Source organism: Exiguobacterium alkaliphilum 12/1, from assembly GCF_000714435.1.
GTDB lineage: Bacteria > Bacillota > Bacilli > Exiguobacteriales > Exiguobacteriaceae > Exiguobacterium > Exiguobacterium alkaliphilum.
In genome coordinates this window covers 124,345-148,248 of record NZ_JJMW01000063.1, presented here as the reverse complement: position 1 = coordinate 148,248, position 23,904 = coordinate 124,345, and the positions used below count along the sequence as shown (strand labels likewise).

The window sequence follows — 23,904 nt, the reverse complement described above, 5'->3', positions numbered from 1 at the left end:
GAAGTGTTGCGCTTAATTTGACAAACCGTCCATCATCGCGAGCTCCGTCTGATTGATTTCCCCGCTTTGAAAGCTTTGCGTCATGATGATCTTCAACTCTTCTTCCGAGTGCGCTTCTTCGTGCCCAGCCGGCTTCACCCCGAACAAACCGAGGAGAAGACGCGCCGATCCGTTCAACAACCAGATGAACGGGAACATGATGCGTCCGAACCAAAACAGCGGTCGGGCAAAGATGAGCGTCATCCGCTCCGCGTATTGAATCGCGAGCGACTTCGGTGCGAGCTCTCCAATGACGACGTGTAGGAACGTGACGATGGCGAACGCCGTGATGAACGAGATGACGGACGCGAGCGACGCCGGGATGTTGAACTCATTGAAGAGCGGCGTCAGTAACCGGACGACCGACGGTTCCCCAAGGAAACCGAGACCGAGCGCCGTCACCGTGATGCCGAGCTGACACGCCGATAAGTAGTAGTCGAGGTCTGAGGCGACCTTCTTCGCGAGCACGGCCGACTTGTTCCCTTCGGCGACCAATTGATCGAGCCGAGACATCCGGACCTTGACGACCGCGAACTCCGAACCGACGAAGAACGCCGTGAGCGCGATCAATAACGCAACGAGTGACAACAACAACCAAATCGGGCCATCCACATCTCCGCCGCCAGCCCCAGCGGCCATTACCTGTGTCGAGTATATCCTGTCCACATTTTCCTCGAATAAATCGAGTGACACCTCCATAGTGTATAAAATTTTATAGGGTCGCATGAACACGACACCATTAAGAAATAATCTACCACGAGAAGCCGACTTTCGGCAATGAAAAAGATAGCCGAGCTTTCGTTAGCGGGAAGTCGGTCGTCTCGTCATGCCGATTGAAAACTTTTCAAAGCCGAGTTTCTCGTAATACGGTCGCAAGTCTTCGACACACATGAGTTGAGGGATGACGCGATGTCGTTCACAGTGTTGAATGAGTTGAAGCATGATGTCTTGGCCGATTCCTTTCCCCTGATGACTTGGTGACACGCACACGCCGCATATGATGCCGGTAATCACCCCGTCTGAGATGACGCGCCCCATCCCGACCAGCCGTTGATCATCAAACGCATACAGCGCATACCAACTTTGCCGACACATTCGCTCCAACTCTTCAGCGGATAACCCAAGTGAATTCCAACCTAACTCTTCATAGATGGTTAACAATGCTCCAAAGTCAGCAGGCGGCTCCGTCGTATAGCGGATCGATTCCATGATTGACTCCTCCGTTCTTTTCGTAGACTCTCTTTCAACTCCCAGACGTAAATAGACGTCTAGGGCTACTATCAGTTTAGCGCTTATAATCAATCGAGTCTTGCTCATCTCTCGCGCCGCCCCCTAATGAAAAAAGGCGACCGGCCCGATTCAAGTCGGACCCATCACCCTTTCAATTCACTTCTTGTAAAACATGATCGCCTCGTACGCCCGAAGCGACAACGTCGTCCCGTCGAGCTTCGGCACGTCGTAGTTGTGGCTGACGACGTCGGCCCGCGTGAAGCCTTCCGGAATCTCATACGTCGTCTCAGGGCCGTAGAAGTTGGCGACGACGAGCACTTCTTCCTCGTCCGTCTTCCGCGTGTACGCCCAGACGTCGAGCGCGTCCGGCGTCAGGAGCGTATAGTCCCCGTCCGTCAACACGTCGAGTTCTTTTCGGAGTGAGATCAAGTTCTTGTAGTGGTAGAACACCGAGTTCGGGTCGTCGAGTGCCGTCTCGACGTTGACGTCTGTATAGTTCGGTGCGACGTTGATCCACGGCGTCCCGCTCGTGAAACCGGCGTGCGGCGTCGCGTCCCACTGCATCGGCGTCCGCGAGTTGTCGCGCGACTTCTGCTTGATGGCGGCCATCATGTCCTCGTGCGACATGCCCTGCTCACGCTTCAGCTTGTAGATGTTGAGCGTCTCGATGTCGCGATACTCATCGAGCGAGTCGAAGCCCGGGTTCGTCATGCCGATCTCCTCGCCTTGATAAATGTATGGCGTCCCTTGCAGGCCGTGCAGCACCGTCGCGAGCATCTTCGCGCTCTCGACGCGGTGGTCGGTGTCGTTGCCGAAACGGCTGACGACGCGCGGCTGGTCGTGGTTGCACCAGAAGATGGCGTTCCAACCCTTGCCGTGCATCCCTTCCTGCCACGTCGACATGATGTCTTTCAATTGTAGAAAATCGAACGGGGCGGCGACGAACTTCTCGCCGTTCGGGTAGTCGACCTTCAAGTGGTGGAAGCTGAACGTCATGCTCAGTTCTTTCTCGTCCGGGTTCGAGTAGCGGACACAGTGGTCGAGCGTCGTCGACGACATCTCGCCGACCGTGATGACGTCATGCCCTTCGAACACTTCACGGTTCATCTCTTTTAGGAACTCATGGATGCGCGGGCCGTCCGTGTAGAACTTGCGCCCGTCCGAGTCGTCTTCCGGGAAGTCCTGCTGTTTCGAGATCAAGTTGATGACATCGAGACGGAACCCTTTGATGCCTTTCTCGCGCCAGAAGCGCATCATCTCATAGACGTCCTCGCGCATCTGCGGATTTTCCCAATTCAAATCGGCTTGCGTGACGTCGAACAAGTGAAGATAATACTGGCCGCTCTTCTCGTCATACTTCCAGGCGTTGCCCCCGAACTTCGACTCCCAGTTCGTCGGCTCGTCGCGCCAGATGTAGTAGTCGCGGTAGCGCTCGTCCCCGGCGAGCGACTTTTGGAACCACTCGTGCTCGGTCGACGAGTGGTTGACGACGATGTCCATCATGAGCCCGATGCCACGCGCCTCGGCTTCGCGAACGAGCTCGTCGAGGTCGTCCATCGTCCCGTACGATGGGTCGATCGCGTAATAGTCGCTCACGTCATAACCGTTATCGTTTTGTGGGGACTTGTACACCGGCGTCATCCAGATGTACTCGATGCCGAGCTCGGCCAAGTAGTCGAGCTTCGCGGTCACCCCTTTGATGGATCCGGTGGCGTTACCTTCCGGGCTGTAGAAGCTCTTCGGATAGATTTGATAGACGACGGATTTGCGCCAATTTTTCTGTGTCATGTGTGTAATCTCCTTTTTTGTAAGAGTTTTCATTCCAATCGAAAAGAGGGAAGAACTGCCGTCCCTCCCTCCCGAGTTATCATGCTACTTTATTTTGTTCGATTTCACCTTTCTTCATGTAACGCTTCGACAAGACGAACGTCAAAACGAATGGGACGACGATCGCGATGATCATCCCGACGATGAAGAGAAGGATTTTGTCCGTGAAGATCGAGAGGAAGCCAGGGAGTCCCCCGACACCGATTCCGATCGCTTGGACGTTATTGAGCGTGATGAAGATGGCGGCTGTCGCCGACCCGATCATCGCTGAGTAGAACGGGAACTTGTTCGGCAAGTTCACCCCGAACATGGCCGGCTCGGTAATCCCGAAGTAAGCCGAGATCGCTGACGTCGACGCCATGCTCTTTTGTTTCGCGTTGTGCTTGTAGACGAAGAACATCGCGAGCGCGGCCGAACCTTGAGCAATGTTCGACAAAGCAATCATCGGCCAGATGAACGTGCCGCCTGTCTCAGCGACGAGTTGCAAGTCGATGGCGATGAACAAGTGGTGCATCCCCGTGACGACGAGCGGTGCATAGAACAGTCCGAACAGGAGCGCCCCGATGACCGGGATCGCTTCGAACACGTTGACGAGGCTCATCGCGATGACATTACCGAGACCACGCGTGACCGGTCCGACGATCGCGAGCGCGAGGAAACCGGTGACGACGATGGCCGTGATCGGCACGACGAGGAGCTGAATCGCGTTCGGCACATGTTTCTTCAAGAAGATTTCAATGTGGCTCAAGATGAACGCTGCGGCAAGAACCGGCAAGATTTGACCTTGGTAACCGACTTTCTCGATCTCGAACAAACCGAGGATGTCAAACGTCGGGACGTCGCCTTCAAGCGCCGCCGTACCGTATCCCCAGGCGTTCAAGAGGTCCGGGTGGACGAGCAAGAGACCCATGACGATCCCCAGCACTTCGCTGCCGCCGAACCGTTTCGTCGCCGACCAACCGACGAGCGCCGGGAGGAAGACGAACGCCGTGTTCGCCATCATGTTGATCAAGTCCCAAATCCCTTGTAGGTTCGGGTAAGCCTCGATGAGCGTCGCATCCTCGACGAACAGCCCTTCCGACGCGAGCAAGTTGTTAATCCCCATCAAGAGACCGGCAACGATAATCGCCGGGATGATTGGCATGAAGACGTCCGAGAACACTTTGACGAGTTTTTGGAGCGGGTTCATCTTCTTGCCGCCGGCCGATTTGACCTCGGCGACCGTCGCCGCTTCAAGTCCGGCGAGCTTGATGAACTCAGCGTAGACGCGCTCGACGTCCCCTGCCCCGATGACGACTTGGTACACACCCGAGTTCTCGAATGCCCCTTTGACGAGGTCGGCTTCTTTCACTTTCGCCTCGTCGACTTTCGACTGGTCCTTCAATGAGAGACGGAGCCGCGTGACACAGTGCGCCGCCTTGTCGACGTTATCCTTGCCCCCGATGGCTTCGAGGATATCCGCCGCGATTTGACGATAATCTGCCTTCATAATGTAGGCCTCCTTTGTTTGAAAGCGTTTATTGAGAACGGTTACATATGATTACAAACAAAGTTTAACTTATATAGACGAGTTGTGTCAACAACTTATCTATATAAGTTACCGTGACAAACGTGTGACAGGCGTTCATTCATTTTGTTCCCTCTCGTGTCGATTCGAAACGAAAAAAAGACCCCTTCCGAAGAGAGGGCACTGAAAAACCTCCTCTCTATCCGAGCGTGAGAACGTAAAAAAGGCGATTGGTCCGACTTGTGTCGGGCCGATCGCCTTTTTTCCAGGTCATAGAGCGCCGCATACGGGCTCGGCGGCATGTTTGGTAGGTCAGGCATCATCGAAATCGCCTCCAGGGTGTTTGGTTACAGCCAGTTTAGTCCGGAAGGGGGACGACGTACAGTGTTCGCCCCGAGGGCACGCCGACTCCCGGGGAATCAGTGGGCAAGGCGAGACCCAGCAGCGACGACGTCGCGATGCGGCTCGACGCCCGCCCCCAGGAAAGCGGCGTGCCGGACAGGGCGGCTCAAGGGCAAAGTTTTTCAGTGCCCTCTTCCGAAGAAAGGACCTTAGCGGCGGGCCACGTCACTGAACTGGAACTTGTCGAGCCGGTGACGGGACTCCGTATATTCGAACTGGCGTCCCTCGTACAGGAACGTGTCGTTCGTGATGACGATGACGTATTCGTAGTCGTGTAGATCGAGCCGCACCCGGTCGAGCGCCGTCACGTCCTCGGCGGCAATCTTCCGCTTGGCGTAACTGATTTGCAGGCCGAGCTCATGCTCGATGTAATGATAAATCGAATGCGCGGCGACCGCCTCGGTCAATCCAGGCACGAGGTCTTTGACGAAATAGTTGACGTCTAGGATGACGTTCTCCCCGTCGAAGTTCCGGACCCGCTCGATGCGATACATCTCCGTCCCCGGCTCGAGGTTCATCCGTTCGGCGAGCCAAGGCGGCGCCTCAATCTCCTCGAACGAGGCGACCGTCGTCTGAATCGAGCGGCCGAGCATGGACGCGTATACCTCGGAGAAGCTGACGATGCCGTTGAACTGGAACTCGATTTGGTCGCGGCGAAGAACGAAGACGCCTTTGCCGTGATGCTTCCGGACGTAGCCGTGCTCTTGCAAGAGATCGAGCGCCTTGCGGACTGTGCCGCGGCTCGCCTCGAACGCATGCATCAGCTCGGTCTCGGACGGGAGCTTCGATTCGGCCGGCAAGGCGCCGCTCCGCATCTTCTCGGCGAGCTGTTCGTAGATTTGGCGATACTTGGCCACGTGTCTCCTCCCCTTTCAATCAAAAAAGACGACCGCTCGGCCGTCTTTTGTTTTACCAGTCGCGGCGATACCACGTGATGCCGATTGCCCCAGGTCCGAGATGCGTCCCGATTACCGGACCGAAGTGGCTTCCCGTGATATGCGCTTTCGGGAACTTCGCTTTCATCGAGGCGATTTCCTCGGCCTGCCGTTCCGGGCAGTTGGCATGGATAATGCCGATGCAGTAGCCTTCCCCGTCATCGTTGATCGACTCTTCCATCATCTCTTCGATGCGGCGGACCGCCTTCTTGTACGTCCGAATCTTCTCGAACGGGACGATGAGCTTGTCTTGGAAATGAAGCACCGGCTTGATTTGAAGGAACGAGCCGACGAGTGCCTGCGCCGCGCTCAAACGGCCGCCCCGCTGCAAGTGGTCGAGGTCATCGACGACGAAGTAGGCGCGAATCATCGAACGCATCTTCTCGAGATGGTCGAGAATCTCTTGGGCCGAGGCGCCGGCGTCACGGAGGTAGACCGCCTCCTCGACGAGGAACGCTTGTGGCATGCATGAGATCTCTGAGTCGAACGCGTGGACGTTGACGTCGACCATGTCGTTCAACGCGACCATCGATTGGTACGTGCCGCTAATCCCGCTCGAGAGCGTGATGGCGATGACATCGGTCACATCACTCGGGAGCTGCTCGAGCAACTCGACCGTCTCCCCGATACTCGGTTGTGACGTCGTCGGCAAATTCCCCGCCTCGATGCGGTCATAGAACGCCTCGGTCGTGATGTCGACGGCTTCGCGGTACGATTCCCCGTCAAAAATCACGCTGAGCGGCGCGACGTGCACCTCGCGCGTCTCACAAAATTCGGCCGGCAAATAGGCGGTACTGTCGGTCAAAATAGCTATGTTTCCCATTCTATATCCTCACTTTACGTCGTTTCATTTTTCCAATTATGTTAGGATTCCATTCCATATTGTAACACAAAAACGAGGTAAAGCATCGGTCTCGGTCAAATCTCGACCCATCCGCGGCGAATCGCGTCGACGACGGCTTGCGTCCGGTCGTTGACGTCCATCTTGCGGAGCACGGAAGACACGTGGTTTTTGACCGTCTTCTCACTGATGAAGAGCATGTCGCTAATGTCGCGGTTCGAGCGGCCGTCGGCGAGCAAGTGGAGCACTTCGACTTCACGGCGCGACAACAGCTGGTACACCGGATCGTCCGTGCGGCTCTCGACGTTGCGCCCGGCGTGCTCGTCTTTGATTTGAAGCAAGCGGCGATATTCTTTCAAGACGCCCGTCGTCACTTTCGGGTGCAAGTACGCCCCGTCCTTGGCGACCGAACGGACGGCCGAGATGAGCTCGGTCGAGGCGACTTCTTTCAGCAAGAAACCTGAAGCCCCGGCTTCAAGCGCGTGCGTGATGTACGACTCATCGTCGTGAATCGACAAGATGAGGACGCGTGTGTCCGGTGAGAGGAGCGACAGCTGCTTCGTCGCCTCGATGCCGTTCAAGTCGGGCATGTTGATGTCTAGAATCATAATCTCCGGGTTGTGCTCGCTCGCGATACGAATCGCGTCGAGCCCGGTGCGCCCTTCGGCGACGACGAAGAACTCGTCCTCTAAATCAAAAATCCGTTTCAAGCCTTCACGAAACAGCTCATGGTCATCGACGATCGCGATGCGTGTCTGTGTCAGTTCCATTGGATGATTCCCCCTTGGTTGGTTCGGTTACGCGATTGGAATCGACATGCGGACGACCGTCCCTTTGCCGACTTCCGAATCGATGGTGATGCTTCCGTTCACGAGCTCGATCCGTTCGCGCATCCCTACGATGCCGAACGACTCTTCCCCGATCGTGCTCGGCACGAAGCCGACGCCGTGGTCGCGCACGTGGATATGAATCGCATCATGTGCTTGTTCGACGTTGACGATAATCTCGGCCGTCTTCGAATGTTTGATGGCGTTTTGGACCGCCTCTTGAACGAGACGGAACACGTTAATCTCGAGCTTCTCCGGCAGGCGGGCCCGATTCCCACGATAGTTGAGCCGCGTCTTGATGGCCGTGTACTCTTCGGTCTGATGCAAGTAGCGCTCGAGCGTCGGCAAGAAGCCGAGGTCGTCGAGCGACATCGGACGAAGGTCATAGATGAGCCGGCGCACGTCGACCAAGGCACCGCGGATGAGCCGTTTCAACTCATGCAGCTCGGCGAACGCCTCGTCTTTGCCGCGCTTGTCGAACGTCTTCTCGATCAAGTCGGCCCGAATCAAAATATGGGCAAGCGATTGCGCCGGTCCGTCGTGCATCTCGCGGGCGAGGTGGCGCCGCTCGCGCTCGGCCGCCTCGAACACGCTAATCGCCATCTCTTGCTTCTTCATCATGTCGGAATACTCTTGTTGCAAGTCGTCACGTAAGAAGTTCAAGACGACGGAGACGCGACTGACGAGTTTCTCGGCCCGCTCGATCGTGTCCTCGAGGACGAGCAATCTGCGCTCGAGGTCGTTTCGACGCTGCTGCGCGTTCATCTCTTCCTTTTGGACGAGGAAGCGCTCGAGTTGCATCTGGTTCGCCCGCTCGTAGGCGTCCCGGATTTCTTGTTCGCTATGTATATGAAACTTCTTGCTCACTTGGACGAGCTTGTTCTTCGTCGCTTTCACGAGCAAATCGAGCCGGTCCGATTCGGCGATGTAAAACTCGATCTTCTCCGTCAGCTCTTTCAACTCGTTTTGAATCAAGGAGTATTCGGTGGCCGAACTCTCGGTGATCCGGACGATCTCCTCTTTACTTTCCGTCACCGTATCAATCATATTTGTTATGATATGTTCTAAAGCTGTACGATCGGTAATATGATTCACGATGCCATCCCCTAATACGTCGGTAGTTAGTCCTCGTTTCTATTATCGTCTGAAAAAGCGAATGTTACAGCGAAACGTAGCGGTCTCCTTAAATTCGCCAAGTGCGGCATGAACGCCTACTTGAATTCTAAAAAAAATATTCAAAAATAGAAAGGAGAATTTTCAGAAATGTCTGTTGAACCAAATTATACTATAAAACAAGATGGAGAATACGAGGTCGTCATCCAAAAGTCAAAATTCATCGCCCACTTCAAACGGGTCGCGACCGAGGAAGAGGCGCAAACGTTCATCCAAACGATCAAAAAGGCACACTGGAACGCGAACCATAACTGTTCGGCCTACATCATCGGGGAACGGAACGAACACCAGAAGGCGAACGATGACGGCGAGCCGAGCGGCACGGCCGGCATGCCGATGCTCGAGGTGCTCCGCAAGCGGCAACTGAAAGACACGGTCGTCGTCGTCACCCGCTACTTCGGCGGCATCAAGCTCGGTGGCGGCGGACTCATCCGCGCCTACGGTGGCACGGTGAGCGAGGGGCTCGATGCGATCGGCATCGTCGAGCGCGTCCCGATGCAACGGTTGACGCTATCGGTCGACTACGGCTGGATCGGAAAAGTCGAGAATGAACTGCGGCAATCGGACTATCTGCTCGACGATATCGTCTATGCCGAGGACGTCACGTTCCACGTCTCGGTCCCGGTAGAAGAGACCGAGACGGCGCTCGCCTGGCTCGTCGATTTGACGAACGGGCAAGGGGGTCTTAAGACCCAGGACGTACGTGTCATCGAACGTGATTTTGTGCGATAAGTCACGTATACTAAAAGAAACGACTGAAATGAGGAGATGACATGGAACAACCCCCTCGTAAGACACGTACCCCGTGGAAAGTGATCCTCATCGCCCTCGGCATCGTCCTCGTCCTCGGCGGCGCCGCGTTCGGTTATTTCGTGTTCAAGGCGAACGAGACGGCCGAAAACACGAACGACGCGCTCGACCGTGGCGACAAGTCCGAGCGCCGGGACGACAGCATCGACTTGACGAAAGACCACTTCTCCGTCCTCCTCGCCGGCGTCGATGGCGGTGCCTTGCTCGAGGAAGGCCGCACCGATTCGCTCATGGTGGCGACGTTCAACAAGGAATCTCGCCAAGTGACGCTCGTCAGCATCCCGCGTGACGCCTACGTCGACATCGTCACGACGGACGGCGAGTTCAAGGACAAAATCAACCACGCCTACGCGTACGGTGGCATCGACACGACGATCGCGACGGTCGAGAAGTTGTTCGACATCCCGATCGACTATTACGCGACAATCAATTTCGACGGCATCGAGGACCTCGTCGACGCGGTCGGTGGCGTCGAAGTCGACGTGTTGATCCCCATCTCGGGACGGGCGACCGGGAACGTCGAGCTCGAACCGGGCGTTCAGACGCTGAACGGCAAGGAGGCGCTCGCCTATGCCCGGATGCGCAAAGACGACCCCGAAGGCGACGTCGGCCGGGCGAAACGCCAGCAACAGGTGCTCGAGGCGATCATCAACGAGGCGACGACGATCAACTCGTTTGCGAAGCTGAATCGTATCATGAACGCCGTCGGCAACAACATTCGGACGAACATGACGCTCGCCGAGGCATCACAGCTCCAGCCGTACACGAAGTCGCTCCGCTCGTTCAACCAAGAGACGCTCAAAGGCGGCGACTTGACGATTGGCGGCGTCTACTATTACGAGATTGACGAGGCGGACCTCGAAGACAAGCAAGCGCTCCTCAAGACCGAACTTGGACTGCCGGTCACAGCAGAGACTGACACGCAGGAAGAGTCGGACGATAACTTGTCAGAAACGACGACCTATTAAAAAACGACCGTGCGGCTTCAGACGGTCAGGCTGTTAACGAACCCATTCGCTTTTCGCGAATGGGTTCGTCTCATTTTTATGTTCGATAAGCTTGAGACGCTCTGCCCAGCACGAGATTGAAAACGAGGTCTTTTACTTCGGCCATCGAGACCTCAGAAAAACACAAACGGCCGCCCGATGGCGACCGTTTGTGTTGCTCGTCCGACGGAGACCCAGCAGCGACGCAAGTCGCGATGCGGCTCCGGGATTGCCTGCGGAAAGCGTGGGCGCCGGAAGGACGAGCGATTTTATTGATGTTAGTCAACAAGCTGCCGCGGGGCTTCACACGGTCGTTTCCGGTTTAATCCGCCGCCTTCGTCCGACCGAGCAAGCGCCGGGACGTCTGGATGAGCGGTTTATAGTTCGGATGAATCAATTCGGTCGACTCGACGATGAGCTCGATGACGATCAAGACGATGACGAACGTGATGACGGCGCCGAGCATCGTCGTCTTCGCGAACAGAATCGAGGCGATGCCGAAGAAGAGCGTCATCCCGTACATGAGGAGCACTGCTTGGCGCGTCGTGAACCCCATATCGATCAGTTGGTGGTGCATGTGCGACTTGTCCGGCGACATCGGCGGCCGTCCTTGGACGAGCCGGCGAACGATGGCGAAAATCGTGTCCGAGATCGGCAAGCCGAGCAAGAGGACCGGCACGACGAGCGAGAACAGCGTCACGTTCTTGAAGCCGATGAGCGAGAACACGGCGAGCATATAACCGAGGAACAGCGCCCCGGTGTCGCCCATGAAAATCTTCGCCGGATAAAAGTTATGCACGAGGAAGCCGAGCGTGCTCGCGAGCAGGAGCAGCGCCATCATCGTCAAATAGACGTTGCCTTGGATGATGGCGAGCACGGCAATCGTCCCGAGCGCGATGCTCGAGACACCGGCTGCGAGGCCGTCGAGGCCGTCAATCAAGTTGATGGCGTTCGTGATTCCAATCAGCCAGAGCACGGTCACGGGGATGCTCCATGAGCCGAGGTAAAGCTGTTGGTCGAACGGCAAGTTGATCATCTCAATCCGCATGCCCGAGTTGAGGACGACGACGGTCGCGATCATCTGCCCCATCAACTTGACGCGGGCCGACAGTTGGAACCGGTCGTCGATGAGGCCGGTCAAGACGATGACGACGGCACCAATCAAGATGGCGTCATTGTATCGGCTCGCCGGAAGCAACAGGGCGTAACCGATCAAAAACGCGATGAAGATGGCAAGACCACCGATGCGTGGCATCGTCCGCACATGTACTTTTCGGGCGTTCGGGTGGTCGACCGCGCCAATCAAGTACGCGAAGCGGCGTACGAGCGGCGTGATCAACATGGCCATCACAAAACTGACCAACATGGCAATCCATAACATGGGCCAACCGTTCCTCTCTCGTTAAAAAATAGACTCTGGCGAATTATAGCATAAATCCAGTCACCGAAATCGTATCAGAAATGTTACAAGCAAGAAAGCCCGACGAGTACTTCGTCGGGCTACCGTCATGCGTGCGCTGGTTCCGTCGTGACGTTCTCAGCTGTTTCATATGTATACAGGCCGCGGCCAATCTTCTTAATCTCTGGATTGACCGACTCGATTTTCACCATCAGCTGATAGATGTTGCTGATATGGTGCCGGTAACGGAGCTCGAGCTCCATTTGGATGTCCCGTACGCTCATCGTCTTCCGTTCTTTTAAGAGGTCCGTCACTTGATGGACGTACACCTCAAGCGGATAACGTTGGTTGACGCGGCGCGGACGCAGCCGTTTCGTCGCATCGAGCATCATCTCGTCTTCACGTTTGTCCCGGCTCAGTTCTGCGATCAAATACTCAGCACGGCGCTGCAATTGTCGATACGACTCCTCGATTTCCATCAGTTCCCGATAGATGTGCTCGTTGATGTTCGTGGTTTCCATGCACAAATCCCCTTCTACATTCCATTTAAAACCCTTGATTACCTATTTTAAATCAAGAATTTCTAATAATTCCTTGTTTCCATATAAAAGTGTAACGGATTTGTAACGTCCTTGTCATCTGTTTTTGGGCATTTCTGTCTATTCGGGACTTTATACCTAAATAAAGACGGCGACTGTTCGGGGCAGTCGCCGTCTCACGGAAGATGATTGTAGTCTTTACGCTCCGACGCGTTCGAGGATGCGTCCGAGCGAGAGTTCGTCGGTTGAAGAGACGATGAGGTCTGCATGACCGAGCATCGACTCGTCCCCGACGGCGACAGCAAACATGTTTGCCGCTTTAATCGCAGTCACGCCTGCGGCTGCGTCTTCAACGCCGATGGCATGTTCGGGTTTCACGCCAAGGGCAGAGGCAGCCTTCAAAAACACTTCGGGATGTGGTTTCGAATCGGCGACAGTTGCTGCATCGACAATGTGGTCGAAGTAATGACGGACACCAAGTGCGTCAACGACCGCGAATGCGTTCTTTGAAGCAGATGCCATTCCGATTTTGAGTCCCGCCTCTTTGATTTCATCGAGGAATGAAACGATGCCTGGGAGCAGATCGTCAGAAGAGATGTGCTGAATGAGTTCAACGTAATGCTCGTTCTTCTTGTCCGCGAGTTCCGCTTTTTCAGCCGGTGTGAAGTCAGCCTGCCGTCCGCCGAGCGCGAGGATGCGTTCGAGCGAGTCGGTGCGACTCACGCCTTTTAGCGTCTCATTGAACTCACGGTCAAAGGGAATGCCGAGCTCTTCTCCGAGTTGTTTCCAAGCGAGGTAATGGTACTCCGCGGTGTCGGTGATGACACCGTCCAAATCGAAAATGACTGCTTCAATCGTTGACATACATGCTTTCCGCCTTTCCTTCAAATGTTTTTGTCGTCAGACTACATTTAGGGAACTTGACAAGTACCCGCTGCTCGTTGGTCATCGATGCAAACGGTTGCACTTGTTCGATTTCTATTATATCGGATATCGGTTCATCTATGCAACCGCTTTCGCAGAAAAAAATAAAAAGAGGAGCACATCGCCCCTCTCCCGATCCTTATAATTGGATGCCGACGACTTTCACGTTGACCGCGAGCGGCGTCATCGCGAGCATCGTGTCCATGTCTTGCGTGATGCGTTCTTGGACGGCCGTGACCGTCTTGATGATCGACTGGCCGTACGCGACGAAGACCGCGAGCTGGATGACGACGCCTTCCTCGGTCTCGTCGACTTTCACGTGCTTCATGAGCGCACGCTCCGACAACTTCGTGTCTTCCTGTGTGAACGAGACGTGCTTCGTCTCTTTCACCGCGACCGCGGCAATCATTTCCACGACGTGGCGTGAGACGTTGACGGCTCCTTCAGTACTGTTCATTCCATTTCCGTATGGCATGGTGTCACTTCCTTAGCTCTAGTTTCGTTACCCTACTTTAAAGTGTAGCGGAAAACGCTCGTTTAGAAAAGGGTTTACGCCTTTGTCGCCCGTTCGTCCTGCGCGCGGCGGACGTCAATCTCGACGAGCGGGCGCAACAAGCGCACGACCGGCGGGCTGATGATGACCGCGACGATGAGGAGTGACACCCCGAACAAGACGAGGAGCTGTTGCCACGACGTCGGCATGAACGCGGCCGGGATGAACGCCTTCCAGGCGACGACCAAGAAGACGTGCACCAAATAGACGTACAGGCTATACTTCCCGGCCCGGGTGAAGAGCGGCAGCTCACGTCCCGGCACGATGAGCGCGAAGCTGATCGCCATGAGGAGCGACACCGTGTAGACGATGAGGAACGCGAACGGCCCGCTCCAAATCGCCTCCGGCACAGCCGTCTCGTAGGCGAAGCGGAACTTGAACAAGTTGCCGACATGATAGAACGCGTCCGTGCGCTGGAAGCTCATCGAGGCGAGCAACCCGAGCGTGAGTGTCGTGAAGACGGCTGCTCCGCCGAGTCGGTAACGGTTGCGCTGCTCGGCCCGCTTCGGCAGTTCGAAGAAGTTCAACGTATTGCGCTCGCTCATCCAGTTGCCGATTAAGAAGAACGGATAAAACATGATGACCTTACGCAAGGCGAAAAAGCCGGTCGACTCAGCTTGGAAGCCGAAAAGGAGCGCGAACAAGAGCGCATAGAGGACGTAGCCTTTCAACTGGGTGACGTACGGGGTGATGACGTACCAGATGATGATCGCCATCAAGTACCAGAGCGCCCAATACGGCTTCAAGACGTTCAGACCCGGATTGTCAATCGACAAAAGCGGGATACCCTCGGTGAAGGCGAACCACGACCCGAGAATGACTTGCCAGATGACGTAGACGACGAACAGCTGGATGACGCGCAAATAACGGTTCTCCCGGAAAAAGTAACCGCTCAGCATGATGAACAACGGCATATGAAACGTGTATAAGAACAAATAAATCCAATTCGGCAACAGGTCGTCATAGGCGCCGCGCACATCGGTCAGCAAGTGACCGAAGACGACGAGCAAGACGAGCACGCCTTTAATATTGTCGTACCAATGGTTTCGCATAAACATTCCTCAAGTTCTATCTAATTTTTCCTCACTCATCATAGCCGATTTTTCTGCGTACGGAAATTACGATTTCACAAAAAAACGATGACGTCACTGTCATCATTCCCACGTTTTATCCGTTGCAAGCGATTTCTTCAAAAAATGCTCACGTGTAAGCACGTTTGCCGCGTATTCAAATAGACGAGTTTGGGTAATGTATAGTATAGTAGTTTTACTAAATAGTCTGAATATTCTAAAAAGGAGGTGTAGAGAATGTCTTCCGTCATCCGTAACCGCCACCACATGGTCCACGACCCGAAACGATCATTCTCTAACTTCGGATTCTGGTGGTTCATCGGCGCCTTTTCCGTCGGACTGTTCCTCGTCGCCTTCGAACCGTTGCGCGACCGGTTCACCGACATGCATCCGTTTCTGTCTACACTCTTTTTCATCGGCATCACGTTCTTGACCGGTGTCGTCATGAAGCTCGCCCGGGACGTCTGGTGGCTCAACTACTTGCTCGAACGCACCGCGAACCGTTACCTCTACATCGGGCCCGATACGCTGAAGAACTGGGAATATACGCTCGACTCGATTTGGCTCCTCACCCGCACGTCACAAAAAAAGCTCGGCCGATTGTATGTCCACATCGACCGAACTGTCCGTTCTGAAGAGGCGAAACGTCTGTTCGCCGCCTATTTGATTGACCGGGGTGTCCTCGTCGTCTACTCGCGGCCATCGACATCGAAGCCGAAGAAGATGGCGTAAGGTCAGCCGATGAATGACGCGACCCATGTCCGGGCCGCCTCGACTTCCTCCATCCGCAGTTCATGCCCGCCTCCGTGATAGAAGAGTTCAACGTCCGCCCCGGCTGTCCGGAGCGTCGATGTGAGCTCTTCTGTTTCTGTTTTCGGGCAAATCGGATCCCGTTCCCCCGCCGAGATGAATACGTTCGCGCCGGAAAGGCTCGGGAGCGTGAGCGAACGGTCCGGCACCATCGGATGGAACAACAGCGACGCGTGGAACGCGTTCTGACGATAGAGCGCCGAGCCAATCAAGTTCGCCCCGTTCGAATAGCCGAGCGGGATCATCTTGTCGCGGTCAATCCCATACTCCGTGGCCGCCTCGTAGAGGAAGGCGAGGAAGCGTTCCGTCTGCTTCTTCAAATCTTCCAAGTCGAGCACACCTTCCGCGTGGCGGCGGAAGAAGCGTGACATCCCGTTCTCGAGGACGTCGCCCCGGAGCGTCAAAATGTTGGCGTCCGCGTTCAATTCTTTCGCGAGCGGAATCAAATCCTGCTCCGTCCCGCCTGTACCGTGTAAGAGGACGAATGTCGTCTCGGTCGTGCCTTTAATGAATTGATGAATCATAGTATCTCTCCTTTTGGAATCGTGATTGGGGGTAACGTCTTCGTGATGGCGTCGCGCTTCGACTCGAACCAGTCCGGCAGTTTCAACGATGTACCGAGCGACTCCATCGTCTCGTCGACGAGGAAGCCCGGCGCGTCGGTCGCGAGCTCGTGCAAGATGCGCCCGTCATCGTGAAAGTAGACCGAGCGGAAATAGTGCCGCTCCTTCACCTCGGTCGGGCGGAGCCCGCGCTCGAAGATGGCGTCTTGCCATTTGTCATAGTCGCTTCCGTCCGTGACGCGCCAGGCGATGTGATGGACCGTCCCCGTTCCCGGCACCCCGTTCGGGAGGACGGTCTTTTTCACGTCGATGACGTTGCCGTAGTCGGCCGTACCGACGAGTCGGACCCATTCCGAATCTTCCCCTAGCTTTTTAAAACCAAACAGGTCGGTCAAGAGTGTGACGGTCGCTTCTGGCTGTTTCGACAAGAGCGTCGCCCCGGCAAACCCGGTGATCGCCTCTGCTTGCGTGATGCCGGGGACGACCCATTTCGTGTGTTTCGAACTCTTTCGGGCGACGAGCTCGACGACGAGGCCGTCCGGGTCCTCGAACAAGAGCGATGGCTCCCCGAACCGTTCGGTCGCGACCGTCTGGATGCCATGCGCGTTCAAGCGATCTTCCCAAAACGAGAGGCTCCCTTCCGGCACGAGGTACGCCGTGACGCCGACCTGCCCACTGCCGACGCTGCCTTGATTCAAGCCTGGGATTGGGAAGAACGTGATGGCCGTCCCCGGCGCGCCTTCCTCGTCCCCGAAATAGAGATGATACGTGCCCGGGTCGTCGAAGTTGACCGTCTGTTTGACGAAACGGAGTCCGAGGACGTCACCGTAAAAGTCGATGGTCCGTTGCGGCTCTTTCACCATCGCCGAGATGTGATGGATGCCCACTGATTGCAGTGTCATGTCATGTCCTCCTTTTTTATCTTGATTTCAAGATAAATCATTTTTGAAGAAATGTGAAACTTTTTGCTCACGAAGGCGTACGCTAAGCGTAGACACTTTTTTGAAGGGGGTATAAACATGACATTACACATCGATCACGTCTCGAAGCAGTTCGGCGACTTCACGGCCGTCGACGACTTGAGCTTCACCGTACCGAAAGGCGAGATGTATGGGTTACTCGGAGCAAACGGCGCCGGCAAGACGACGACGTTCCGAATGATCCTCGACATCTTGAAACCGAGCGACGGCAACATCTCGTGGGACGGGCGTGTCGTCGACCATCGCCTCGTCGGCTACTTGCCGGAAGAACGCGGGCTCTATCCGAAGTCGCCCGTGCGCGACCAGCTCGTCTTTCTCGCAAGTCTAAAAGGCATTCGCTCGGCCGAGGCGAAACGAGCCGTCAAGTCGTGGCTCGAACGACTCGAGATTCCTCAATATGAAACGATGCGCGTCGAGCAGCTGTCAAAAGGAAACCAGCAGAAAGTCCAGCTCGTCGCCGCGCTGATTCACAACCCGGAGCTCCTCATCTTAGACGAGCCGTTCAGTGGGCTCGATCCCGTGAACGTCGAAATTCTGAAGCGGGAAGTGCTCGCCCTTCGTGACGCCGGGACGACAATCGTCTTCTCGAGCCACCGGATGGAGCACGTCGAGGAGCTGTGCCAACATATCGGCATCTTGAAGGGTGGGCGCGCCGTCGTCAGCGGCGACGTGACGTCCATCAAGTCCCGATACGAAGAGCCAGATCTCTTCCTTGAGACGGACCGAATCGACGTCGTCACGGCGCTCCCGGTCGTCCGCGCGGTCGAACCGCATAAAACGGGTCACCTTGTCCGCCTCGCCTCGTTCGATGACAGTGACGCCGTGCTCGGCGCCCTCGTCCAAGCGGGGGCTTCCGTCAAGACGTTCATGCGCCAGCCTGTTTCTCTGAACGACATCTTCATCAAGGAGGTCGGCCAACATGTTTCATAACTTCGGACCGCTCTACTCGTTCACGTTACGTTCGAAACTTCGTTCCAAGGCGTTTCTCATCTCGACGCTGTTGACGATCCTCTTCATCTTCGGTTTCACGAACATCGATCGCATCCTATCAAACTTCGCGGACACGGACAGCGGGGAGGCGCTCCTCGTCACGGAGAACGTAGAACTTGCTACCGTCATGCAGTCGCTCGGCTACGAAGACGTCGAGGCGTCAAACGTCACCGAGGACGAAGCACGGGCAGGACTCGATAACGGTGATTACGAGGTCGTCGCCTTCATCGACGGCTATTCGGCCCGCGTCTTGTCGGAACGTCCGGAGACTGAGTTCACGACGCTCCTTCAGACGGCGCTCCGTGAAGTGCGGAACGCCGAGTTGATCGATTCGGCGAATGTCGACCCGGCCGTTATCGCCGCCCTCAACGAGCCGATCCCGGTCGAAGAATCGTATCTCGGCCGCGGCGGGGAGAACTCCGACGAGCTGTTCTCGTCGTTCGCCTTCGTATACGTGATGCTCATGCTCCTATACGTCTCGATCATCACGTATGGGTCGATGATTTCGACCGAGGTCACGACGGAGAAATCGTCACGCGTCATGGAGCTCATCATCTCGACGACGCACCCGGTGACGCACATGCTCGCGAAAATCTCGGCCATCGGGACGCTCGCGCTTCTGCAAATCGGTATCTTCCTCGGCTTCGGATACTTCAGTGCCCGGAGCAACGAGATGGCCCAGTCCGTCATCGACAACGCCGGCAACGCCCGCGCCGTTCTCTATCTCTTAACGTTCTTCGCGCTCGGTTATTTGCTGTATGCGGCCCTCTTCGCCGTTCTCGGTTCGCTCGTCAGCCGTGTCGAAGAGGCACAACAGATGACGATGCCAGTCATCATGCTCCTCGTCGCTGGTTTCCTCGCCGCCATGTTCGGCTTGAATAATCCGGACGCGCCGATCGTCGCGATTCTGTCGTTCGTCCCGTTCTTCACACCGATGCTCATGTTCCTCCGGGTCATGCTCGTCGACGTGCCGGTATGGGAAGTCGCCCTGTCGATTGGAATCATGCTCGGCTCGATTGGCGTCATCCTTTGGATTGGCTCAAAATTCTATCGCGGTGGCGTCTTGTTCTATGGAAACAACGCATTGAAACAATGGAGACAAATATTACAGAATCGCCAATAACGTTTACAGCATTTTCGTTTTCGTATACTCTAAAGAATGTGCAAAATGAGGAGGAAACGAACTATGCGATCACGATTACTCGCAGCTTTGATTTTTACATTCATGACGACGCTCACGACGTTTATCTGTTACACCGTCTTCTTGGAAGCCGATGCGTTGTGGCAAATCTTGCTCGCATATGCGGGAAGTACGTTCCTCGGAACGCTTGCGTTCTGGTACCCGGTCAGCCGGCGTGCCCAGACGTCGCGGTTCGGTGGGGCCTGGATCGGGATTTTGATCACGGCGACGACGCTCGTCGGGTTCACGATCATCCGCTTCACCGTACGAGGTGACGCCGCTTCCTTACTCGACTGGCAGACGATGGTCGCGAGCCTCGCCTACACGTTCGGTTACGTCGGATGGGTGCTCACGATTCTGAACATCGTGCTCGGCTTCTTACTCGCCGGGACAAAACCGAAAGTCCGTTATGAAGCGCGCATGTCGCGCTAAAATGAAGAAGAGGAGTCAAGACGTGTGGTCTTGACTCCTCTTCTATTTATTTTTTACTTTGCTCTCGTCCAATCTGCTGATGATAAATCATCGATGCATCAAGTAACTCGTCAAGTTTCAATGACAGCATTGTCTTCTCTCGTTTACTTAGCTTTTGACCGTAAAACATTAATTCTCTAAATTCGCGTTCGGCCGCTCGATACGATTCAATTGCTCGTCCTTCACCATTATCCGTACTATTCTGTTTCATGAAATTTACACCTCCTTCCTAAATAAAAAAACACGAACTTGTAGTCCGTGTTTTCATTGCAATCGATACGATTTGGTGACGACCCCGAACTCCGTGTACTGGAACGAGTTCTCGGTGAACTGCTCCGGGACGAGCCGGTCGACGTAACGGGCGAACGGGACGAGCCGGTGCGACGTGTCCTGGGCCCGACCGAGGTCGAGCACGGCGTCGACGAGTGCCTCGAGCGCGTGATGGTTCGTCGGTTCTTCGTCTTCGGCGAAGATGCGACGCAACTCCTCCTCGTGCATCAAATCAAAGATGCGCATCCTCGCCTCGAGCTCGAGCTGCATGTCCTCGGTCGACTTGCCGTGCATCGCCTCGTCATAGGCGAGTCGCATCTGTTCGATTTCAGGGACTTTCCCTTTCATGAGCACTTTCAGCGACTCTCCCGTCCAAATGTGGCGGGCCAAGTAGTTCGCGTCAATCTGGAGCGCCTCGGCGAGCGCCTCTATGTAAGGCATCGTCGGGTACACTTCGCTCAGTTCGGTCCGGCGAATAAAGTACGGCGCGACCCCGAGCTTGTCGGCGAGCGCCTCAATCGAGATGCCGGCCCGCTCACGTAAAATCCGAATCCGATCCCCGTAACCCCGGTACGGTGCGTTCTTTCCATCCACATGTCTCTCCCCCTCTCTCTCATTATAGTTCCCGAAACGACAAAAAAATACTCGGAAGCGACTGCCTCCGAGCAAGAAAATCATCTTATTTCTTCGTCAATTCGACGACTTCAGACGAGCCGGCCGTCACGTTGTCGCCTTCTGCGACGAGCTTGTTCACTGCGAAGCTGTCGTGGTTCGTGATGATCACCGGTGTGATCGTCGATGGCGCGTTCGCTTTGATGAAATCAAGGTCGAACGTGACGAGCGTGTCGCCCGCTTTGACCGCTTGGCCTTCTGTCACGTGCGTCTCGAAGCCTTCTCCTTTAAGGTTGACCGTGTCGAGGCCGATGTGGATCAAGTACTCCGCACCGTTATCCGCGTTGATACCGATCGCGTGTTTCGTTGGGAACACTGTCGCGATTGTCCCGTTGACTGGTGAGACGACTTTGCCGTCTGTCGGCTCGACTGCGATGCCGTCGCCCATCATTTTTTGTGAGAACACTTGGTCAGGAACGTTCGTGATGTCGATGACCTTTCCTGTAAGCGGTGAAACCGCGTTAAGTTGTTCTTCTTTACCACCAAAAAGTTTTTTAAAGAATCCCATAGCTTAATCCCTCCAACATGTTCTGTTAATCAAAGTCTTAGCTTTTATACCCGAAAAGCTCGCACTTCAATCCCTACCTTAGAAACGGTATAGTAGTCTTAAGGTAGTGCGAATTCGTTTACACATCGTAAGGATACGAGTGTGCAATCGCTTTTGCAAGCCCTTTTTACACTTTATAAAAATTTCACATCATGGAGGCGCTTACAATGACGACTTTCACAAAATTGTCATATGCACGGCCCGACTTGGACGCTCTAAACAGCCGATTGTCGGACTATTCAGTCGAATTGCAACAAGCGAGCACACTCGAAGAAGCGAACGAACTCATTCGCCAAATCAACAAGGAGCGGAACGATTTTGAGACGCAAAGTCAACTCGTCGCGATTCGCCACTCAGTCGACACGCGCGACGCATTTTACGAGGCCGAGCAGACGTTCTTTGACGATGCGTTGCCGGTGTACGAGAAAGAAGTGCAGGCGTATTACCGCGTCTTGACCGAGCACGAGCTGCGTAGCCAACTTGAAGAAGAATGGGGCAGCCAACTGTTCGAGCTCGCCGAACGCGCGCTCAAAACGTTCGATGAGTCGCTCATCCCGAAACTGCAGGAAGAGAACCGACTTTCGACGAGCTATCAGAAAGTCATGTCGGCCGCTCAAATCGAGTTCGACGGCAAGACGCTCAACTTGTCCCAGTTCGGTCCATACCTCCAGTCCCCTGATCGTTCGGTACGAAAAGCGGCATCAGAGGCACGCTATACATATTTAAGCGATAACGGAGAAGAGCTCGACCGCATCTACGGCGAACTCGTCCGGGTCCGTACCGACATCGCCCACACCCTCGGCTTCCCGTCGTTCGTCGAGCTCGGCTATGCCCGGATGCAACGCGTCGGCTACGACGAGTCGAACGTCGCAAACTTCCGGAAACAAGTCCGTGACGTCATCGTCCCGCTCGCCTCGAGTTTAAAAGAGAAACAAGCGAAACGGATCGGTGTCGACACGCTCACGTACTACGACGAGTCGTTCGTTTTCCCGGACGGCAACGCCACGCCGCAAGGCGACGAAGCGTTCATCATCGAAGGCGGCAACACGATGTATAAGGAGCTGTCGAATGAGACAGATGCGTTCTTCCAGTACATGCAAGAGCGCGGTGCCCTCGATTTGACGGCAAAACCGGGCAAGTCAGGCGGCGGCTACTGCACATATTTACCGTCTGAAGGACTCCCGTTCATCTTCTCGAACTTCAACGGCACGGCCGGGGACATCGACGTCTTGACGCACGAGGTCGGCCACGCCTTCCAAGTGTACGAGAGCCGTCATTTGAAGACGCCGGAATACGCGTTCCCGACGTACGAGGCGTGTGAGATCCATTCGATGTCGATGGAGTTCTTCTGTTGGCCATGGATGGAGCTGTTCTTCGGCGACCAAGTCGACAAGTATAAGTTCAATCACCTCGCCGGTAGCGTCACGTTCCTCCCATACGGTGTCCTCGTCGACGAGTTCCAACACGTCATCTACCGGAATCCGGACATGACGGCGGCGGAGCGTCGCCAAGCATGGCGTGACCTCGAGAAGGTGTACCTCCCGCACCGTGACTATGAGGAGAACGCGTATCTCGAGTCAGGGACATGGTGGCACCAACAAGGCCACATCTTCCAAAGCCCGTTCTACTATATCGACTACACGCTCGCACAAGTGTGTGCGTTCCAGTTCTGGGTACGCATGCATGAGGACCGCGAGGCGGCGTGGAACGATTACCTCACGCTCTGCCAGGCCGGCGGCAGCCGCTCGTTCCTCGAGCTCGTCGAATTGGCCGGGCTCAAGTCGCCGTTTGAGGACGGCGTGTTGAAAGAAACGCTCGAGCAGATTGAAGACTATTTGTTGAAGCATCCGCTCGCAAACTAAAACGAACCCACTCACATTGACGTGAGTGGGTTTTCTCGTTCCAATCCGAGCATCGCCCCGACGTATTGCGAGGCCGTCATGAAGGCGATAAAGGCACAGAGTTCACTGATCTCGGCATCCGTGAAGACGTCTTGGAGCACACGGATTGACGAGGCCGGTGTATCGCCTTTCAGTTGGATGAACACATCGGCGAATCCGACGGCGAGTGCCGTCCGCTCATCAAACGCTTCCGGTTCAGGCTTCCCTTTCGCCTTACAGTAGTCGCACCCGTTCTGTTGCGCGAGCGTCCGTCGAACTTGTTCTTTCAATGCGGTAGACAGTTTCCCTCCACCTGCTAACGTGTCTCCGAGCGCGGACCATTGTCGCATCACCTTCTCGTCATGACCGAGCAATCGCTCGAATGGCGTATCGCCGTTACGGGCTGGTTCGATTCGACTCATTTCATCACCTCCTTCTCCAAGTATAGAAGCCATGTGTCGAGTTTCCCATTTCATCCT

Annotated in this window: 25 protein-coding genes and 1 pseudogene; 7 read left to right on the top strand and 19 right to left on the bottom strand. The window is 55.4% G+C overall.

Annotated elements, in window-relative coordinates; genetic code table 11:
• Positions 1-21: 21 nt before the first annotated feature.
• The 8 genes and pseudogenes from RT52_RS13430 to RT52_RS13395 all read right to left on the bottom strand — a co-directional run.
• Positions 22-651, bottom strand: a pseudogene (locus RT52_RS13430) (hemolysin family protein); the annotation flags it as partial.
• A gap of 189 nt (positions 652-840) precedes the next feature.
• Positions 841-1,251 (bottom strand): GNAT family N-acetyltransferase, encoded by a 411-nt coding sequence (locus RT52_RS13425; protein ID WP_376778074.1) that lies wholly within the window; start codon positions 1,249-1,251, stop codon positions 841-843.
• A 174-nt stretch (positions 1,252-1,425) separates the two neighbouring features.
• Positions 1,426-3,057, bottom strand: coding sequence for an alpha,alpha-phosphotrehalase (gene treC, locus RT52_RS13420; protein WP_034817933.1), 1,632 nt, complete (start codon positions 3,055-3,057; stop codon positions 1,426-1,428).
• Positions 3,058-3,136: 79 nt separating this feature from the next.
• Complete coding sequence (gene treP, locus RT52_RS13415) at positions 3,137-4,585, bottom strand: PTS system trehalose-specific EIIBC component (RefSeq protein WP_034817932.1); 1,449 nt, start codon at positions 4,583-4,585, stop codon at positions 3,137-3,139.
• Positions 4,586-5,154: 569 nt separating this feature from the next.
• Complete coding sequence (gene treR, locus RT52_RS13410; RefSeq protein ID WP_034817931.1) at positions 5,155-5,862, bottom strand: trehalose operon repressor; 708 nt, start codon at positions 5,860-5,862, stop codon at positions 5,155-5,157.
• A gap of 52 nt (positions 5,863-5,914) precedes the next feature.
• Entirely contained in the window at positions 5,915-6,763 is an 849-nt protein-coding gene (locus tag RT52_RS13405) for a DegV family protein (protein WP_034817930.1), read from the bottom strand.
• Positions 6,764-6,858: 95 nt separating this feature from the next.
• Complete coding sequence (locus RT52_RS13400) at positions 6,859-7,551, bottom strand: response regulator transcription factor (protein ID WP_034808242.1); 693 nt, start codon at positions 7,549-7,551, stop codon at positions 6,859-6,861.
• A gap of 27 nt (positions 7,552-7,578) precedes the next feature.
• Positions 7,579-8,703: a sensor histidine kinase gene (locus RT52_RS13395; RefSeq protein ID WP_209325644.1), complete on the bottom strand. Its 1,125-nt coding sequence runs from the start codon at positions 8,701-8,703 to the stop codon at positions 7,579-7,581.
• Positions 8,704-8,871: 168 nt separating this feature from the next.
• Between RT52_RS13395 and RT52_RS13390 the strand changes: the two genes are divergently transcribed.
• Positions 8,872-9,513: a YigZ family protein gene (locus tag RT52_RS13390; RefSeq protein ID WP_034808245.1), complete on the top strand. Its 642-nt coding sequence runs from the start codon at positions 8,872-8,874 to the stop codon at positions 9,511-9,513.
• A gap of 41 nt (positions 9,514-9,554) precedes the next feature.
• Positions 9,555-10,559 (top strand): LCP family protein, encoded by a 1,005-nt coding sequence (locus tag RT52_RS13385; RefSeq protein ID WP_034817928.1) that lies wholly within the window; start codon positions 9,555-9,557, stop codon positions 10,557-10,559.
• Between the two features lie 340 nt (positions 10,560-10,899).
• Here the strand turns inward: RT52_RS13385 and RT52_RS13380 are convergent, their stop codons facing one another.
• The 5 genes from RT52_RS13380 to RT52_RS13360 all read right to left on the bottom strand — a co-directional run bounded on the left by RT52_RS13380 (position 10,900) and on the right by RT52_RS13360 (position 15,044).
• Entirely contained in the window at positions 10,900-11,958 is a 1,059-nt protein-coding gene (locus tag RT52_RS13380; RefSeq protein WP_034817927.1) for a glycosyltransferase family 4 protein, read from the bottom strand.
• A gap of 125 nt (positions 11,959-12,083) precedes the next feature.
• On the bottom strand, positions 12,084-12,497 hold the full coding sequence (locus RT52_RS13375; RefSeq protein WP_034808248.1) for a Rok-like winged helix domain-containing protein: 414 nt from the start codon (positions 12,495-12,497) through the stop codon (positions 12,084-12,086).
• A gap of 216 nt (positions 12,498-12,713) precedes the next feature.
• Positions 12,714-13,379, bottom strand: coding sequence for a beta-phosphoglucomutase (pgmB, locus tag RT52_RS13370; RefSeq protein ID WP_034817926.1), 666 nt, complete (start codon positions 13,377-13,379; stop codon positions 12,714-12,716).
• Positions 13,380-13,578: 199 nt separating this feature from the next.
• Positions 13,579-13,914 (bottom strand): Asp23/Gls24 family envelope stress response protein, encoded by a 336-nt coding sequence (locus RT52_RS13365; protein WP_034817925.1) that lies wholly within the window; start codon positions 13,912-13,914, stop codon positions 13,579-13,581.
• A 74-nt stretch (positions 13,915-13,988) separates the two neighbouring features.
• Positions 13,989-15,044 (bottom strand): acyltransferase family protein, encoded by a 1,056-nt coding sequence (locus RT52_RS13360; RefSeq protein WP_034808252.1) that lies wholly within the window; start codon positions 15,042-15,044, stop codon positions 13,989-13,991.
• A 255-nt stretch (positions 15,045-15,299) separates the two neighbouring features.
• On the opposite strand from RT52_RS13360, the gene RT52_RS13355 reads away from it, so the two are divergent.
• Positions 15,300-15,794 carry a hypothetical protein gene (locus RT52_RS13355; protein ID WP_034817924.1) on the top strand — a complete coding sequence of 165 codons (495 nt, stop codon included), beginning with the start codon at positions 15,300-15,302 and terminating at the stop codon, positions 15,792-15,794.
• 2 nt (positions 15,795-15,796) lie between these two features.
• Here RT52_RS13355 and RT52_RS13350 read toward each other — a convergent pair whose 3' ends face one another.
• Positions 15,797-16,396 carry an alpha/beta hydrolase gene (locus RT52_RS13350; protein WP_034817923.1) on the bottom strand — a complete coding sequence of 200 codons (600 nt, stop codon included), beginning with the start codon at positions 16,394-16,396 and terminating at the stop codon, positions 15,797-15,799.
• Positions 16,393-17,337 carry a VOC family protein gene (locus tag RT52_RS13345; RefSeq protein ID WP_034817922.1) on the bottom strand — a complete coding sequence of 315 codons (945 nt, stop codon included), beginning with the start codon at positions 17,335-17,337 and terminating at the stop codon, positions 16,393-16,395. Before RT52_RS13345 ends, RT52_RS13350 begins: the two co-directional genes overlap by 4 nt.
• A 117-nt stretch (positions 17,338-17,454) precedes the next feature.
• On the opposite strand from RT52_RS13345, the gene RT52_RS13340 reads away from it, so the two are divergent.
• From RT52_RS13340 to RT52_RS13330, 3 genes are all read left to right on the top strand, one after another.
• Positions 17,455-18,345: an ABC transporter ATP-binding protein gene (locus RT52_RS13340; protein ID WP_034808260.1), complete on the top strand. Its 891-nt coding sequence runs from the start codon at positions 17,455-17,457 to the stop codon at positions 18,343-18,345.
• Positions 18,335-19,528, top strand: a complete 1,194-nt coding sequence (locus tag RT52_RS13335) for an ABC transporter permease (RefSeq protein WP_034817921.1) — start codon at positions 18,335-18,337, stop codon at positions 19,526-19,528. The genes RT52_RS13340 and RT52_RS13335 overlap by 11 nt, the downstream gene beginning before the upstream one ends.
• Before the next feature lie 63 nt (positions 19,529-19,591).
• A complete protein-coding gene (locus RT52_RS13330; protein WP_034817920.1) occupies positions 19,592-20,017 on the top strand; it encodes a hypothetical protein in 426 nt (141 codons plus the stop codon).
• 46 nt (positions 20,018-20,063) lie between these two features.
• Here RT52_RS13330 and RT52_RS13325 read toward each other — a convergent pair whose 3' ends face one another.
• From RT52_RS13325 to RT52_RS13315, 3 genes are all read right to left on the bottom strand, one after another.
• Positions 20,064-20,267 carry a hypothetical protein gene (locus tag RT52_RS13325; protein ID WP_034817919.1) on the bottom strand — a complete coding sequence of 68 codons (204 nt, stop codon included), beginning with the start codon at positions 20,265-20,267 and terminating at the stop codon, positions 20,064-20,066.
• Between the two features lie 53 nt (positions 20,268-20,320).
• Positions 20,321-20,920 carry a helix-turn-helix domain-containing protein gene (locus RT52_RS13320; RefSeq protein WP_034817918.1) on the bottom strand — a complete coding sequence of 200 codons (600 nt, stop codon included), beginning with the start codon at positions 20,918-20,920 and terminating at the stop codon, positions 20,321-20,323.
• Between the two features lie 85 nt (positions 20,921-21,005).
• The gene (locus tag RT52_RS13315; RefSeq protein ID WP_024370518.1) at positions 21,006-21,506 is read right to left on the bottom strand and encodes a PTS sugar transporter subunit IIA; all 501 of its coding nucleotides are present in this window, start codon (positions 21,504-21,506) and stop codon (positions 21,006-21,008) included.
• A gap of 206 nt (positions 21,507-21,712) precedes the next feature.
• Between RT52_RS13315 and RT52_RS13310 the strand changes: the two genes are divergently transcribed.
• A complete protein-coding gene (locus RT52_RS13310; RefSeq protein WP_034817917.1) occupies positions 21,713-23,407 on the top strand; it encodes a M3 family oligoendopeptidase in 1,695 nt (564 codons plus the stop codon).
• An 11-nt stretch (positions 23,408-23,418) separates the two neighbouring features.
• Here RT52_RS13310 and RT52_RS13305 read toward each other — a convergent pair whose 3' ends face one another.
• Positions 23,419-23,847: a carboxymuconolactone decarboxylase family protein gene (locus tag RT52_RS13305; RefSeq protein ID WP_034817916.1), complete on the bottom strand. Its 429-nt coding sequence runs from the start codon at positions 23,845-23,847 to the stop codon at positions 23,419-23,421.
• Positions 23,848-23,904 lie beyond the last annotated feature (57 nt).

What these genes read in the sequence shown, in the direction of transcription:
- treP (WP_034817932.1), bottom strand. Translation starts at nt 4,585, where the DNA reads ATGAAGGCAGATTATCGTCAAATCGCGGCGGATATCCTCGAAGCCATC.
- RT52_RS13360 (WP_034808252.1), bottom strand. Translation starts at nt 15,044, where the DNA reads ATGCGAAACCATTGGTACGACAATATTAAAGGCGTGCTCGTCTTGCTC.
- RT52_RS13345 (WP_034817922.1), bottom strand. Translation starts at nt 17,337, where the DNA reads ATGACACTGCAATCAGTGGGCATCCATCACATCTCGGCGATGGTGAAA.
- RT52_RS13375 (WP_034808248.1), bottom strand. Translation starts at nt 12,497, where the DNA reads ATGGAAACCACGAACATCAACGAGCACATCTATCGGGAACTGATGGAA.
- RT52_RS13400 (WP_034808242.1), bottom strand. Translation starts at nt 7,551, where the DNA reads ATGGAACTGACACAGACACGCATCGCGATCGTCGATGACCATGAGCTG.
- RT52_RS13385 (WP_034817928.1), top strand. Translation starts at nt 9,555, where the DNA reads ATGGAACAACCCCCTCGTAAGACACGTACCCCGTGGAAAGTGATCCTC.
- RT52_RS13365 (WP_034817925.1), bottom strand. Translation starts at nt 13,914, where the DNA reads ATGCCATACGGAAATGGAATGAACAGTACTGAAGGAGCCGTCAACGTC.
- treC (WP_034817933.1), bottom strand. Translation starts at nt 3,057, where the DNA reads ATGACACAGAAAAATTGGCGCAAATCCGTCGTCTATCAAATCTATCCG.
- RT52_RS13325 (WP_034817919.1), bottom strand. Translation starts at nt 20,267, where the DNA reads ATGAAACAGAATAGTACGGATAATGGTGAAGGACGAGCAATTGAATCG.
- RT52_RS13305 (WP_034817916.1), bottom strand. Translation starts at nt 23,847, where the DNA reads ATGAGTCGAATCGAACCAGCCCGTAACGGCGATACGCCATTCGAGCGA.
- RT52_RS13405 (WP_034817930.1), bottom strand. Translation starts at nt 6,763, where the DNA reads ATGGGAAACATAGCTATTTTGACCGACAGTACCGCCTATTTGCCGGCC.
- RT52_RS13315 (WP_024370518.1), bottom strand. Translation starts at nt 21,506, where the DNA reads ATGGGATTCTTTAAAAAACTTTTTGGTGGTAAAGAAGAACAACTTAAC.
- RT52_RS13350 (WP_034817923.1), bottom strand. Translation starts at nt 16,396, where the DNA reads ATGATTCATCAATTCATTAAAGGCACGACCGAGACGACATTCGTCCTC.
- RT52_RS13340 (WP_034808260.1), top strand. Translation starts at nt 17,455, where the DNA reads ATGACATTACACATCGATCACGTCTCGAAGCAGTTCGGCGACTTCACG.
- RT52_RS13380 (WP_034817927.1), bottom strand. Translation starts at nt 11,958, where the DNA reads ATGTTATGGATTGCCATGTTGGTCAGTTTTGTGATGGCCATGTTGATC.
- RT52_RS13355 (WP_034817924.1), top strand. Translation starts at nt 15,300, where the DNA reads ATGTCTTCCGTCATCCGTAACCGCCACCACATGGTCCACGACCCGAAA.
- RT52_RS13335 (WP_034817921.1), top strand. Translation starts at nt 18,335, where the DNA reads ATGTTTCATAACTTCGGACCGCTCTACTCGTTCACGTTACGTTCGAAA.
- RT52_RS13330 (WP_034817920.1), top strand. Translation starts at nt 19,592, where the DNA reads ATGCGATCACGATTACTCGCAGCTTTGATTTTTACATTCATGACGACG.
- RT52_RS13390 (WP_034808245.1), top strand. Translation starts at nt 8,872, where the DNA reads ATGTCTGTTGAACCAAATTATACTATAAAACAAGATGGAGAATACGAG.
- pgmB (WP_034817926.1), bottom strand. Translation starts at nt 13,379, where the DNA reads ATGTCAACGATTGAAGCAGTCATTTTCGATTTGGACGGTGTCATCACC.
- RT52_RS13310 (WP_034817917.1), top strand. Translation starts at nt 21,713, where the DNA reads ATGACGACTTTCACAAAATTGTCATATGCACGGCCCGACTTGGACGCT.